This is a genomic window from Pseudomonas sp. C2.3V (assembly GCF_058536325.1).
This window is the reverse complement of sequence record NZ_JBZUBN010000001.1, coordinates 932,850-947,280: the sequence shown is the minus strand read 5'-3', so window position 1 is coordinate 947,280 and position 14,431 is coordinate 932,850. Positions and strand designations below refer to the sequence as shown.

The window sequence follows — 14,431 nt, the reverse complement described above, 5'->3', positions numbered from 1 at the left end:
GATCGAGGAACAGTAATGAACAGGATCATCGCCTGTATCGATGGCTCCCCTGCAACACGAGGTGTTTGCGATTATGCTGCCTGGGCCAGCCTGAAGCTGGGCACCCCCATACATCTGCTGCATGTGCTTGACCGCAAACATTATCCTGCCGATTCTGACCTGAGTGGCACTATCGGGCTGGGCAGCCGGGAGCACCTGTTGGACGAGTTGGCCAGACTGGATGAGAAACGCAGGGGGCTAGGTCTCAAGCAAGGGCAGCTTCTACTGGAAGCGGCTCAGGAGCATGTTACCAAGCTGGGCGCTCAGGAAACCGATACGCTGCAGCGGCACGGAGACTTTCTCGATACGCTGCGGGATATGCAGGCGCAAAGCGCCCTTTTCGTCATGGGTCGACTGGGCGAGGAAACCCCACCGGCGCGGCTGATCGGTAGCCATCTGGAAAGCGCAATCCGCACCCTGACCCGTCCGATTCTTGTGACACCGGTAGCGTTTGAGATCCCTCAGCGAGTTATGCTGGGCTTCGATAACAGTAACAGTGCGCGAAAGGCACTCGAGCTTATGGCCGAAAGCCCGCTATTTCGGGGTTTGGAGTGCCATATCGTGACCGTCGGAAAGGATAACGCCGAAAATCGTCAGCCTCTTGAAGATGCAGCCACTATCCTGCGCTCTGTGGGTCTGAGCGCTGTGACCGCCATCGTCGAAGGCGATGTAGAGCTTGCGCTTGAGAAGTACCGCAAACAGCAGGAAATTGGCCTGACGGTCATGGGCGCCTACGGACATTCCCGATTACGACACTTCTTCATGGGTAGCAATACCGGCAATATGCTGCGTACGGCCGGCGGCGCCTTACTGGTGGTGCGCTAACGGCAGCCCTTCGGCATGAACAAAGCATAACTTGTTGCCCTCAGGGTCGCGGCAGTACGCGCCATAGTAATCTGGCGCGTACTGTGGCCTTAGCCCCGGAGCGCCTTCATCGGAGCCGCCATGCAACAGCGCCTGACGCCATGCGGCATCCACTTTGGTCTGTGAGGGAGCCGCAAAACTTACCTGCGTTCCGTTACCCACCGAAGCGGGTTTTCCATCAAAGGGAAACTGGATAAAGAACTGCGGCCATCGCTGCCCGGGATACTGCCAGCCAGCACCCTCGGGACCACCGTCTTGCTCGTTGGGCATACGAATCATGCCAAGCTCGCTCAAAACAGCGTTGTAAAAGGCCGTCATGCGTGACAGATCGTGAATGCCAAGCTGGATGTGACTGAACATGGGCGCCTCCGTAATCAGGACTTCTTTCAGCCTAGCAGCAGGTTGACCTCAGCGGTTTACCACCTTGGCCGGCAGGGCCAGTACAAGCAGACAGCTGAGCAGCAGCGAACCAGCAAAGCACCAGAGCGCTACGGCGCTGCTATGGGTCAGATCCAGCACAAACCCCATCAGCGAGTTGCTGACCAGACCGGCAATGTTGGCTAGCGAACAGGCCAGGGCAAAGCCGGTCGCAGCCGCCGTCCCCTTGAGAAAGGTGGCCGGCAGGCTGAAAAAGACCGGGACGGCGCCAATGATCGCAGCCGAGGCGATTCCGAACAGCAGCACCAGCATCATGACGTCCTGGGAGAAGAAGGTGCTCATGGACAGCGCCGCAGCCCCTACGATGAACGGCACGATGATGTGCCAGCGGCGCTCCCGAAAACGGTCCGAGCTTGCGCCAATGGCCAGCATACCGATAAGCCCCATAAGGCTTGGAATGGCGGTGAGCCATCCGATATGCACGGTATCGGTTACCCCAGCGCCCCTGATGAAGGTTGGCAGCCAGAACCCCATGGCATAGGCACAGAGCAGGATTGAAAAATCGATTCCTCCCAGCATCCAGACCTTGATGTCCCAGAATCCGTCGCGAAAACGATAGGGCGTGTCGGGTCGATCGGATTCATCTTCCTCAAGTTTCTGCAACAACACCTTTTTCTGTTCTGCGCTCAGCCAAGCGGCTTCGCTGATGGTGTTGGGCAGCACCCAGAAAGTCAAAATACCCAGAACCACTGTAGGCACGGCTTCCAGCAGAAAAAGCCATTGCCAGCCCTGCAAGCCGTTGACCTGATGGAAATGGCTCATGATCCAGCCCGAAATCGGCCCGCCAATCAGGCTCGACAGCGGCAGACCAATCATGAACAGTGCGATGACGCGGCTTCGGCGGTAGGTGGGAAACCACTGGGTCAGGTAAAACAGAACACCAGGCAAAAAGCCCGCTTCGGCTGCGCCCAGCAGAAAGCGCAAGAGATAGAACTGCCATGCCTCGGTCACAAACATCGTGGCGCCCGACAATAACCCCCAAGTGATCATGATTCGGGCAATCCAGATACGGGCGCCGACACGCTCCAACACTAGGTTACTGGGCACCTCGAACAGGATATAGCCGACGAAGAAGAGCCCTGCCCCCAACCCGTAAGCCGTCTCGGAAAGATGCAGCTGATCAAGCATCTGCAATTTTGCAAAACCGATGTTGATACGGTCCAGATAGGCGGCCAGGTAACAGAAACAGAGAAACGGAATGAGTCGCCAGATAACAAGACGGTAAGTGCCCGCCTCGTCAGCGTTGTGAGGCTGGGTAGAACCGTGGCGCACGTCCGACATACACACTCCTTCTAAGCGAATGCCAGGGCCCACGCCCTGGCAGACAGACTGGAAGCTGCTTCTCAAGGAGCATCACCGCCGCTATGCATGTGCTTTCCCGAGAGGCCGGAGAGCTTATCGATTTATAGGCAAAGCGCAACTGGCCACTTCCTGCCTGTAAATGGAAATGGCCAGCGGCTATCCGTCAATAAACGTCCCGCTTGTAGCGCCCCTCCTCCTGCAACCGCTCCAGGTCCAACTCGCCCAGGATCTCAACCAGGGCAGCATGTACGCCTTGTGCCATGCCCTGCAAACTGCCACAGACGTAAATAACCGCGCCTTGATCGACCCAGGCTCGGACGTCTTCTGTGGATTCCAGCAAGCGATCCTGAACATATGCCTTGTCTTCCTGATCACGGGAAAAAGCCAGATCAAGCCGGGCAAGCTGCCGATGCGCCAGCCAGCGCTCCAACTCGTCCTGGTAGAAGAAGTCATGTTCACGATTCCGCTCACCGAAGAGCAGCCAGTTCCGGCTGTGTCCTGCGTCGATGCGCGCCCTGAGCAGTGCCCGTAAGCCGGCTATCCCCGTGCCGTTGCCAATAAAGAGCGCAGGCCGATCGTCATGAGCCATATGGAACGCGGGATTAGGTCTTAGGCGTGCCATCAGGTGCCCACCCTCTGGAGCATGGGTGGTCAGCCAGCCAGACGCGATACCCAACTGCCCACTTCGTTTGCGCTCCTGGCGAATGATCAGTGACATAGTCCCCTCAACGGGCAGGGATGCAATTGAATACTGTCTGACCGCCAAAGGCAGCAGCGCCTCAACCAATCCCTGTGCGTGCATGCCTACCATCTGGTGCACGTCCTCAGGCAGAAAACGTGTTGCCAATGCCTGATCCAACGGCAACTCGATCCCGTCCAGCCATACAAGGGAATCTGGAGAAAGTCCCAATGGACTTAGCCATTCCTGTACGAATGACACAGGATAACGCGGTAGTATTTCGATAAGGTCGCCGGCTGCCCACGAGCAATTTGCCGGCATTTGGAGATCGACCCTGAAGACGGGCCATCCCTGCCCTCTGGGGTTCAAGCACTGACGGGCCGACAGGTGATAATCCTGGAACGGAGCAGTAGCTGGTTGGATATGCGCCACGGCACCCAACTCGCCCAGGCGAGACTGCCATAGACCCAAGGCAACCTCATCGTCCCGGTTTACTTCAACCGTATCGAACAGGCTATGAGCGCCCTGCCCGCTCAGCCAGCGCTGTAGACGTCGTCCAAACGCACAGAAATCCGGGTATTGCCGATCCCCCAGCGCCAGCACACCGTAGGAGAGCTGCTTCAGGGATATCGCCTGCCGCAACACGGCGCGCTCGAATTTGCGGGCGTTATCTGGCGCCTCGCCATCGCCAAAGGTACTGACGATAAACAACGCCTTGCGAGCCGCCGTCAAGGCATCGGAATTGAGCTGAGCCAACGGCTTTACCGTTGCCGGCTGGCCTGCAGCCTGTAACTGGCCGGCGGTTTGCCAAGCCAGTTGCTCCGCCAAACCGCTCTGACTGGCAAAGCCGATCAACCAGGGCTCACCTCCTGTTACCCCAAGTGTCACTTCGCGACGGGCCTGGCGAATCCCCTTTTTCTTGCGGCGGCGATCCAGATAAAGCAACCAGCCCGTGATAAAGAACAGAGGCATGGCGAGGCTGGCCAGGAACATCAGCAGCCGCCCCGGCAACCCAAAGTACTCGCCCGTGTGCAGCGCATAGATGCTGCCCAGCAGCTGCCCGCCGATGCTCTTGTCAGCGTAGCGCTCATGGCTGCGAACCGCGCCGGTTTGCGGGTCCAGGTCCAGCTTGTTGAGTGCACGTAGATGATCGGCATTCTGAAGACGATAAAATACCGTTGCCGGCTGGCCGGCTGCTGAAGGCAGGCGTAAGGTATAACCTTCCAGCGTCGGGCCGGCAGCTTGCTGCACGCTTGCCCAGAGGGCTTCATGGTTGATGACGGGCGGTGCCCCATTTGGCTGAGGACGCTCCGGCCTGCCACCCTTGCGCTCGCCTCGCTGCTCGGCAGGCGCATCGTCCAGCAGCCGGATCAGGCCATTGCGATACCACTCATAGGACCAGAAGAGTCCAGTAAGCGCCGCCAGTAGATAAAGCACAAGGCACCAGGTGCCTGCGACCGCATGCAAGTCCCAGTTGAAGCTGCGCCCCTTACGGGCCCAATCCAAAGTCAACCAGGCGCGCCAGCTGGCAACCTGCCTGGGCCAGCGAAGATAGAGACCAGACAAACAGAAAAACAGGAGCATTAGGGTACAGGCACCCACAATCGCCTTGCCGGTTTCTCCCACAGCAAGAAAACGATGCAATCGCAGCATGAGCCCAAAGAAGTCGGCGCCAACCGGTTCACTCAATATCTCACCGGTATAGGCATCGACAAAGCGCATAGGCCCGCGCCGCTCTCCCGGCGGGGGCTCGAGAAATACTCGGACATTACTGTTGAGCACCAGATCGGCCCATAGCCCAGTTACCTTTTTACCCTCGTACGCCTCGACGCGCTTGATAAGCTCATAAGGTGCCAGCGCATTTCCAGCCATTCGCTCCTCTACCGCTGCAGAACGATTGATCAGGTTCGATATCTCCGGCTCGAACGAATACGCAGCGCCGGTCACGCCTATGATGACCAGCACCAGTCCTGCCGTGATGCCCATAAACCAATGCAGCTGGAAGAGAAGCTTTTTCATTTAAATCACTCGATCCACGAGCCATTCAAAACCAGAGCGCGTGTGCCATATGCGCCTGACAAGTAAGAGATATCCATACAAAAAGCCCGGCTCACAGGAGCCGGGCCATGCACTTTTCCATCAGAAATGGAAGTTGGCACTCAGGAGCGCTGTACGTCCGGGCGCTACGTGCGCCATATGGGTTGAGTACACTTGGTCGAAATAACGTTTGTCCGTCAGGTTCTGCACATTCAACTGCAGATCCAGATTCTTCGTCACGCGGTAAGCCGCCATCGCGTCATAGCGCGTGTAGGAGGGAATGTAGGTCGAGTTGGCCGTATTGCCGAACTGACGATCCACATATGTGGCACCGCCACCCACCGTGAAGTCTTGAGTAACATCATAGGTGGTCCACAGGGTAAAGTTGTTTTCCGGCGTCTGAGGCATCTTATTGCCCTCATCAGAAGCGGTGGTCGACTTACGGATCTCGCTATCCAAGTAGGTGTAACCGCCGAATACTTTCCAGTGAGGCGTCAGCTTGCCACTGAAGCCTAACTCAACACCCTGAACACGCTGCTCGCCATCCAGTACTTGCGATATGTTAGCGTCTGCGCTGGCAACGCGAGCATTGGTCTTGTCTGTACGGAACAAGGCCGCATTAAGCGAAAGCGCTTCGTTGAAGAAGTCCCACTTCGTCCCCACTTCATAATTGCGATTACGTTCTGGATCCAGCCCGTTATTGGCAGCCGCCAGATCGGACAAACCTTCTCCTCCCGTCTCGCCCGATGGGTTACTCGATGTCGACCACGCTACATAGATACTGCCGTTGGATGCGGGCTTATAAACGACACCAACCTGATAGTTCCAGAAGTGCGAATTGTTTTCATTGGAGAAATTGGTGTTGGCTGCACCACGAACACCATTATTGCCGAAGCCGCTGCTCTTGACCTGGTAATCATCGTAGCGCAGACCAAGGTTTACAGACCACTGATCGTTAAGCTTCAGTGTATCGAATACATAGGCGGCACTGGTCTTGGTGTCGGTATCCGTATAAGACGCACCCTCGGTAATCGTGCCTGCCCATCCATCCTTGTAGGTGGGGTTATACAGGCTGGTGCAATCACCACTGGCCAGCAAGGACGCATTGCATGTTGTACCGGACGCCGTCGATGTAAAGGTATAGGGGCGACTATGCACATCTTCGTAACTAAATTCCAAGCCCGTTACCAGAGTATGTTCAATCGTCCCCGTATTAAACAGCGCCTTCAAGTCGGTCTGGTTGACCCAGCCTTCTGATGTTGAATTGCGGCTCTTAGGTGAGCGATAGACGTAACCGTTTGCAACGTTGCCTTTGCTGTCGTCCGGGTTGGTAGCCACGTAGTCCAGTGTGGTCCGCACCATGCGAAAACTGTTAGACAGCGTGAGGCTGTCATTCAAATCGTGCTCGATTCGAAGCGTACCGCTGTCGGTCGTGCTTTCACGGTAATCACGGCTAGACCCGTACCAGTTGTCCTTATCTACATGAGCCGGCCCGCTCGGGTTGGCCTTGCTGCGGTTCACATTGGTCAGCGGAATACCATAGTCCGGCGTGTCATCTGTTTCCAAGTGGTAGTAGGAAAACGTGGCACGTGTGGGTGTACCCAGACCGAAACTAATCGAAGGTGCTACACCCCAGCGGCTGACATCTGGACCATCACGACCGGCCACATTGGCATCGTGCTTCATCAGATTCAGGCGGAAGGCAGCCGAGTCGGTCAATACATGGTTGACATCCAGGGTTGTACGGCGAGTCTGATCAGAGCCATAGGTAAAGCCGCCATTGACGAAATCATGCATCTTGGGCGTTTTGGAAACCAGGTTGAGGCTACCCCCAGTCGAACCTGCGCCTGTATAAGCCGAGCCTGGCCCCTTGCTGACTTCAACGCTTTCGAGATTGAATACTTCACGTGTCTGCGAAGCGATATCTCTCAAACCGTCAACAAAAGTATCACTTTCAGCACTGAAACCGCGGATGAAGGGGCGATCGCCTTGGGGGTTTCCTCCCTCTCCTGCTCCAAACGTGATGCCTGGAACAGTCCGTAGCGCGTCAGTTAATGAAAGCGCACCGGTGTCTTGGATTACCTGAGCCGGTATTACCGTCACTGACTTGGGTGTGTCACGCAGCGGAGCCGTGTACTTGGACGATGCTGACTCCTGAACGTTATAACTGCCCTCTTCATCCCCCAGGACGGTGGTGCTGTTCAGATCCAGTACGCTCGAGCCTTGGTTAGCACTTTGCTTAGTAGGCGCTTGTTGAGCAAGCGTAGTACCGGAAAAAGCCGTTATGGCTACCCCTACCGCTGAAACTAACAGCCTAGGCGTAACACCCAACTCGGTTTGACGTGTCATTTCTAATTATTCCCCACGAACGAAGCCGCGGAAAATATACGCAAATACGAATTAGTATCAATAGTAATTTAAAGTATTCTGAATTATCAAAGACAGCTTGCAGTTCTACGCTGTACTTTTTGCAAAAATCCTGAGAATGACTATCATTAATAGTTTTTTTATGCTCGTCGGAGCGCGTCATGCTGCTAGCCATACCCCAGGTCTTTACTGCTGAAGAAACGGCTCGTATCCGAGAGGCGCTTGAACAGACCCAGTGGAGTGATGGAAAAATCACTGCTGGACATCAATCCGCCAAGGCCAAGCATAATCTTCAACTTCCCGAAGACCATCCGTTAACGCGTGAAATCGGCGAAGCGATTGTCCATCGGCTCTGGCAGCATCCCCTGTTCATGTCTGCGGCACTGCCCCACAAGATCTTCCCGCCCTTGATCAACTGCTACACCGCCGGCGGCTCATTCGACTTCCATATAGACAACGCCGTACGCAACGTGAAAAACAGCGTCGAGCGCGTCAGAACCGATATCTCGACCACAGTGTTTTTCAGTGATCCCGACAGCTATGACGGCGGAGAACTGGTGATTCAGGACACCTATGGCACACAGCGCGTAAAGCTAAAGGCAGGCGACGCCGTGCTCTATCCGGCCACCAGCCTGCACAAGGTGGAGCCGGTGACTCGAGGCACTCGATATGCCTCGTTTTTCTGGACTCAGAGTCTTGTTCGCGAAGATAGCCAGCGGGCCCTGCTGTTCGAAATGGACACAGCCATTCAAAACCTGACCCGCGACGTCCCTGATCATCCTTCACTGGTTCAGTTGACCGGGACTTATCACAACCTGCTACGCCGCTGGGTAGACGTATAACCATGGCCTACGTCTTGAGGCGACAGGAAGTTCTCGAAAACCAGGCGCTGGAACAGGCACTGGCATCGGATAATCCCAGGGAGGCGGCCCGTGTCATCCTGACGGCTGCCAAGGTCGGCTCGCCAGATGCCCAGGCCATGCTAGGCCAGATCCTGCTGGAGGGCCGCGGCATTGCACAGGACGCTAGCCTCGCATTGATCTGGTTTACTATCGCTGCCGATCAAGGCCACACGATGGCGCTCAACATGGTAGGACGTTGCCGCGAACATGGCTGGGGCTGCGAGCAGGATGCCTACGCAGCAGCCGAGGCCTATCGTCAGGCCGCTGAACAGGGCCTGGACTGGGGCATGTACAACTATGCCAATCTGCTGGCGACAGGACGCGGTGTCTCCCGTAACGAGCACAGCGCCTTTTTATTCTACCGACGCGCCGCTGAGCTGGGCCATGCCAAGTCCATGAACCTCGTTGGACGCTTCTACGAAGAGGGCCTTGTCGTTACACGGGATACAAAGGTTGCACATGACTGGTACAAGCGGTCGGCAGAGGCAGGCGATTTTCGCGGTCAATATAGCTATGCAGCGGTGCTGGCAACAACGGGTCGCCTTGAGGAAGCCCAGTACTGGTTGAAGGAAGCCTTGAAGACTGGCAACCTCAATTTTTTCAGGGCCAGCCGGCAAGGGCTGTTGGACTCCGACCATAAAGCGCTGCGCCTGATCGGGCTGAGCTATTTCGAGCGCGCCGCCGAATTGGGCGACGAGACGGATCAAGCGGCTCTTATCAGAGCCCAGAGCAAGCGCTACGATTCGCCCCTTGCCGTCTGAATGATAAAAAACCCGCCGAAGCGGGTTTTTTATGGGCGCTATTTAGAGGTAATAGGCCTTGAGTGGAGGGAAGCCATTGAACTCCACAGCACTGTAGCTGGTGGTGTACGCCCCGGTAGACAACCAATACAGACGGTCACCGCTGGCAAGGTTCAGTGGCAAACCATACTTGTAGTGTTCATACATGATGTCGGCACTGTCACAGGTAGGGCCGGCAATCACGACCTCTTCCATCTCACCCTTCTTCTCGACCCAGATCGGAAACTTGATGGACTCGTCCATGGTTTCGATCAGACCGGAAAATTTGCCTACGTCGGTGTATACCCAGCGCTCAACGGCGGTGCGCGATTTGCGCGACACCAGTACCACTTCGCTCACTAGAATACCGGCGTTGGCAATCAACGAACGACCGGGCTCCAGAATGATTTCCGGAAGTTCGTCGCCAAAGTCTTCCTTCAGGAAACGGATGATCTCTTCAGCATAGGTTTCGAGGTTGTTGGTCTTGGCAATATAGTTTGCCGGGAAACCGCCGCCCATGTTGATCATCTTCAGGACGATGCCGTCTTCTTCACGCAGGCGCTCGAATATTACCTTGACCTTAGCGATAGCCGCATCCCAGACGTCAATATCACGCTGCTGCGAGCCAACGTGGAAGGAGACGCCGTAAGGCACAAGGCCTAGCTGGCGGGCCAGGATCAGGAGGTCCAGTGCCAGATCAGTCTGGCAGCCAAACTTGCGTGAAAGCGGCCAGTCAGCAGTATTGGAGCCTTCGGTCAGAATCCGCACATAGATCTTCGATCCCGGCGCGGCCTTGGCAATATTACGCAGGTCAGCCTCGGAGTCGGTGGCGAACATCCGCACACCCTTCTCGTAGAAATAGCGAATGTCCTTGGCTTTCTTGATCGTATTGCCGTAGCTGATGCGATCAGGACTGACGCCCGTGCTCAGCACCTTGTCTAGCTCATAGATGGACGCGATGTCGAAATTCGAGCCCTTGTCGCGCAGGAGCTCAGTAATCTCGATGGCTGGGTTTGCCTTAACGGCGTAATAAATTTTGGCAAACGGAAAATTGTTCACCAAGTCATCGTAGGCTCTGGAAATGGTAGCCTTATCGATCACCACAAAAGGCGTTTCATGCTGGTCAGCGAAGGACTTCATTCGCTGGAAGGTCTCGCGCGAGTAGTAATCTTCGACCTGGATGGACATGCGTCGGACTCCCAATGGCAGAACAAATAGATTCGTAGGGGTATTGCTGAACGCCTAATCCGTTTCCCCACTTTGGTTCGCCTACTTCCCAAGGCACGTCGCCGAAAGCAAAAAGGTCAACATGTCCAGAGCGTTGACCTTGCTGTCTCGTCGTCAGTACTTGAGCCGGATGGATCGTTTCCAGCATGGACGTTCGGGCGCGAACTTTAGGACTACGCGCCCGCAAGATCAATCAAAAATCCCATACGACTGTCTGATTTGCCTCGATCCGGTACGAACCCTCCTCGTAAAACCGACCGGCCAGGCGAACCGATGTTCCAAAATCCGTCAGGATTCCTCTGCAATTGAGAGAACCCGTTCAAGCCAGATAGGCATTTTCAACAAAGATTAATTTTTGCGAGGGAGTGCTAACCAGATTTGGATACTGCCGCTCACCAAAAAGATGAAAGAAATATGGCAAGGCGTAAACTTTATTAAGACGCACAGGTCTTCGTGTGTCGCCATGCAGTGCCTTACATCACGGAAGGATATGGCCAAACTCCAACAATATGTTTTGCTTCATTTCATAGGGAAATCAAAATGTTTGGCATCGAAGTCGACGGCTCGGTAGAGCCTCCATCATTCATCAACTCGTTGCAGGTTGCCTTGAAGGAAACCTGGGCGGTGATCTACGCCCATGGCGGAGTCATTGCCGAGTTCGATAACGAGCAGGATGCACGTGAGGAGGCTGAGCGCTGGACAGGAGTCTGCTTCCGTCTGGATGCCTGCTAAGCGCCAGGCTTGAAAGCCTGTGTCCTGAGTCCGGCTCAGGCTTTCAGCTTAATGGATTTTAACGCTTATCGAGTTTACTTCCCGCTCCTATCGCTGTACGTACTTTCAATAAAGCCATAGGCAATCACATTTTTACGTCAAACCCCGCCGGCCCCCTTGTCAATCGACCTGCTCAAAGAGCACGTTTGACGGGTTTTGCTATCAGGCTATCCATGTTAACCCTGCAGGTACAGTTCTGGCCTGCCCATTACGCTTATGGCACTTATTTCGATGAATAGAACCGGGCGAATCAAACGCAACCTCAAGCGATATGCCTTTCTAGCATTCGCTCCCCTGCTCATGAGCCATACCGCCTCGGCGGCCGATTACCCAGCCGAGATGATCGGCCTGAATTTCTCGGGTGCCGGCTTTGCGGCGCAGGTGCTTCCGGGTGTGAACGGTACCAACTACTTCTTTCCTGACGACTCCTACTTCAGGCGCTGGGGCTATCGCGGGATTCGCGTCGTACGTTTCCCGATCACCTGGGAGCGCCTGCAACCCAAGCTCAACGGTGAGCTGGACACTCAGTACGCTGACCTGATCAGCCAGACGCTGGACTCGGCCAAGCGCTACAAGATGCAAGTCATTCTGGACCTGCACAACTACGGGCGTTACCGCGACCAGATCATTGGTTCGGAGAGCGTACCCTACGAGGCTTACCAGGACGTCATGGAGCGGATCGCCAAAACCTGGAGCAAGCACCCTGCCCTGCTAGGCTACGACATCATGAACGAGCCGCATGATGTGGAAGACCACTGGGACACCGCGGCCCAGTACGGCATCGATGGCATCCGCTCCGTCGATAAGAGCCGCCCGATCGTGATCGAGGGCAACTTCTGGTCAAGCAGCGCGCGCTGGCCTGATGTAAACAAAGGCCTGCTGAACCTCAAGGATCCGGCGGACAATCTGATTTTCTCGGCTCATGTGTATTTCGACGCTGATGCCGGTGGTCGTTACGAATCCAAGGACACCAGTCAGCTTGATCCCATGATTGGCGTTAAACGTGTTCAACCTTTTATTGACTGGCTCAAGGCCAATAACAAGAAAGGCCACATTGGTGAGTTTGGTGCACCAGGGGATGATCCCCGCTGGATGAAGGTCATGGATAACATGCTCTCGCATCTTCAGAAGGAATGTATCCCGGCTACATACTGGGCAGCAGGTCCGGGCTGGGGCGACTATTCCCTTTCCATCGAACCTCGGGATAACAAGGAGCGTCCGCAGTGGGCCATTCTCAAGAAGTATGTGAAACACTCGGGCTGCTCGGAAATAGGGCCTAAATAAGCCGCTGGCAGGGTGGCCCAGTGCATCAGGGCCACTCTGCTGAACAAGACTCGTCTGAAAAGCCAAAAGGCCTGAACCTACAGGCCTTTTGGCTTGCTATAATCGCCGGTTTAAGTATCCACCGGACATCAGCCTCCATGACCAAGCAGGCCGCCGAAGTCGCCAAGCGGCGCACTTTCGCCATCATTTCCCACCCGGACGCCGGTAAGACCACCATCACCGAGAAGCTCCTCCTGATGGGGCAAGCCATTGCCGTGGCCGGGACCGTTAAATCACGTAAATCCGACCGTCATGCCACCTCCGACTGGATGGAGATGGAAAAGCAGCGTGGTATCTCCATTACCACGTCGGTCATGCAGTTTCCCTATCGCGAGCACATGATCAACCTGCTCGACACGCCCGGTCACGAAGACTTCTCGGAAGACACCTACCGCACCCTGACGGCGGTCGACTCTGCCCTAATGGTGCTTGATGGCGGTAAAGGCGTTGAGCCCCGCACGATTGCCCTGATGGATGTCTGCCGTCTGCGCGATACGCCTATCGTCAGCTTTGTGAACAAGCTGGACCGTGATATTCGTGATCCGATCGAGCTGCTCGACGAGATCGAAGCTGTCCTTAAAATCAAGGCGGCCCCGATTACCTGGCCGATTGGCTCCTACCGTGATTTCAAAGGGGTATATCACCTCTCCGAAGACAAGATCTTTGTCTATACCCCAGGCCACGGCCATGAGCGTATCGCAACCCGCGTCATTGAAAAGCTGGACTCGGACGAAGCCCGTACTCACCTGGGTGACCTGTACGATGATTTTGTCGAGCAGCTCGAACTGGTTCAGGGCGCGTGCCATGAATTCAATACGGATGAATTTTTAAAGGGCCAGATGACACCGGTCTTCTTTGGTACAGCCCTGGGCAACTTCGGTGTCGATCACGTCCTGGACGCGGTCGTGGACTGGGCGCCACAGCCGCTCTCCCGCGCGACCAACGAGCGTGACGTACAGCCGGTCGAAGAGAAATTCAGTGGTTTCGTGTTCAAGATCCAGGCAAACATGGATCCCAAGCACCGTGACCGGATTGCCTTTATGCGGATCTGCTCCGGCAAGTATGAAAAAGGCATGAAACTGCGCCATGTGCGGATCGGCAAGGACATCAAGATTGCTGACGCTCTGACGTTCTTCTCTTCCGAGCGTGAGCAACTGGAAGAAGCCTTTGCAGGCGACATCATCGGCTTGCACAACCACGGCACCATCCAGATCGGCGATACCTTTACCGAAGGTGAGAGCCTCGGCTTTACCGGTATTCCGCACTTTGCGCCTGAACTGTTCCGTCGCGTACGCCTGAAGGACCCACTCAAGTCCAAGCAGCTCCGCCAGGGCCTGCAAGAGCTGGCAGAGGAAGGCGCGACCCAGGTGTTCTTCCCTGAGCGTAACAACGACATCATTCTGGGCGCTGTTGGTGTGCTGCAGTTCGACGTCGTTGCCAGCCGCCTGAAGGAAGAATACAAGGTGGAATGCGTCTACGAGCCGATCAACGTCTGGTCTGCCCGCTGGATCGAGTGCAATGACAAGAAGAAGCTTGAGGAATTCAAGAACAAGGCCATGGAGAACCTGTCTGTGGATGGCGGCGGTCACCTGACCTACCTTGCGCCGACTCGTGTCAACCTGAGCCTGATGGAAGAGCGCTGGCCTGACATAAAATTCCGCGCGACGCGGGAACATCACTAAGCATAAGACAAAGGGCTGATC

11 protein-coding genes are annotated in these 14,431 nt (G+C 55.6%); 6 read left to right on the top strand and 5 right to left on the bottom strand.

Going from position 1 to position 14,431, the window contains the following annotated elements; all coding sequences use genetic code 11:
• The first annotated feature begins 15 nt into the window (after positions 1-15).
• Positions 16-864 carry a universal stress protein gene (locus AC4LF3_RS04465; RefSeq protein WP_074822734.1) on the top strand — a complete coding sequence of 283 codons (849 nt, stop codon included), beginning with the start codon at positions 16-18 and terminating at the stop codon, positions 862-864.
• Here AC4LF3_RS04465 and AC4LF3_RS04460 read toward each other — a convergent pair.
• The 4 genes from AC4LF3_RS04460 to AC4LF3_RS04445 all read right to left on the bottom strand — a co-directional run bounded on the left by AC4LF3_RS04460 (position 847) and on the right by AC4LF3_RS04445 (position 7,708).
• Positions 847-1,263 (bottom strand): VOC family protein, encoded by a 417-nt coding sequence (locus AC4LF3_RS04460; RefSeq protein ID WP_312508472.1) that lies wholly within the window; start codon positions 1,261-1,263, stop codon positions 847-849. The two genes, AC4LF3_RS04465 and AC4LF3_RS04460, sit on opposite strands and share 18 nt — an antisense overlap.
• 48 nt (positions 1,264-1,311) lie before the next feature.
• Entirely contained in the window at positions 1,312-2,622 is a 1,311-nt protein-coding gene (locus AC4LF3_RS04455; RefSeq protein WP_491834855.1) for an MFS transporter, read from the bottom strand.
• Between the two features lie 184 nt (positions 2,623-2,806).
• Positions 2,807-5,341 (bottom strand): PepSY domain-containing protein, encoded by a 2,535-nt coding sequence (locus AC4LF3_RS04450; RefSeq protein WP_491834854.1) that lies wholly within the window; start codon positions 5,339-5,341, stop codon positions 2,807-2,809.
• A gap of 120 nt (positions 5,342-5,461) precedes the next feature.
• On the bottom strand, positions 5,462-7,708 hold the full coding sequence (locus AC4LF3_RS04445) for a TonB-dependent receptor (protein WP_491834853.1): 2,247 nt from the start codon (positions 7,706-7,708) through the stop codon (positions 5,462-5,464).
• 179 nt (positions 7,709-7,887) lie between these two features.
• On the opposite strand from AC4LF3_RS04445, the gene AC4LF3_RS04440 reads away from it, so the two are divergent.
• Positions 7,888-8,568 carry a Fe2+-dependent dioxygenase gene (locus AC4LF3_RS04440; RefSeq protein ID WP_074822745.1) on the top strand — a complete coding sequence of 227 codons (681 nt, stop codon included), beginning with the start codon at positions 7,888-7,890 and terminating at the stop codon, positions 8,566-8,568.
• Between the two features lie 2 nt (positions 8,569-8,570).
• Positions 8,571-9,389 (top strand): tetratricopeptide repeat protein, encoded by an 819-nt coding sequence (locus tag AC4LF3_RS04435; protein ID WP_491834852.1) that lies wholly within the window; start codon positions 8,571-8,573, stop codon positions 9,387-9,389.
• 42 nt (positions 9,390-9,431) lie between these two features.
• Here AC4LF3_RS04435 and AC4LF3_RS04430 read toward each other — a convergent pair whose 3' ends face one another.
• Complete coding sequence (locus AC4LF3_RS04430) at positions 9,432-10,595, bottom strand: type III PLP-dependent enzyme (protein ID WP_010797224.1); 1,164 nt, start codon at positions 10,593-10,595, stop codon at positions 9,432-9,434.
• Between the two features lie 579 nt (positions 10,596-11,174).
• Between AC4LF3_RS04430 and AC4LF3_RS04425 the strand changes: the two genes are divergently transcribed.
• The 3 genes from AC4LF3_RS04425 (at position 11,175) to AC4LF3_RS04415 (ending at position 14,410) form a co-directional block, all read left to right on the top strand.
• Positions 11,175-11,366 carry a hypothetical protein gene (locus tag AC4LF3_RS04425; protein WP_010797223.1) on the top strand — a complete coding sequence of 64 codons (192 nt, stop codon included), beginning with the start codon at positions 11,175-11,177 and terminating at the stop codon, positions 11,364-11,366.
• Positions 11,367-11,636: 270 nt separating this feature from the next.
• Positions 11,637-12,689, top strand: a complete 1,053-nt coding sequence (locus AC4LF3_RS04420) for a glycoside hydrolase family 5 protein (RefSeq protein WP_010797222.1) — start codon at positions 11,637-11,639, stop codon at positions 12,687-12,689.
• 137 nt (positions 12,690-12,826) lie between these two features.
• Positions 12,827-14,410 carry a peptide chain release factor 3 gene (locus AC4LF3_RS04415; RefSeq protein WP_312270274.1) on the top strand — a complete coding sequence of 528 codons (1,584 nt, stop codon included), beginning with the start codon at positions 12,827-12,829 and terminating at the stop codon, positions 14,408-14,410.
• The last annotated feature ends 21 nt before the right edge of the window (positions 14,411-14,431 follow it).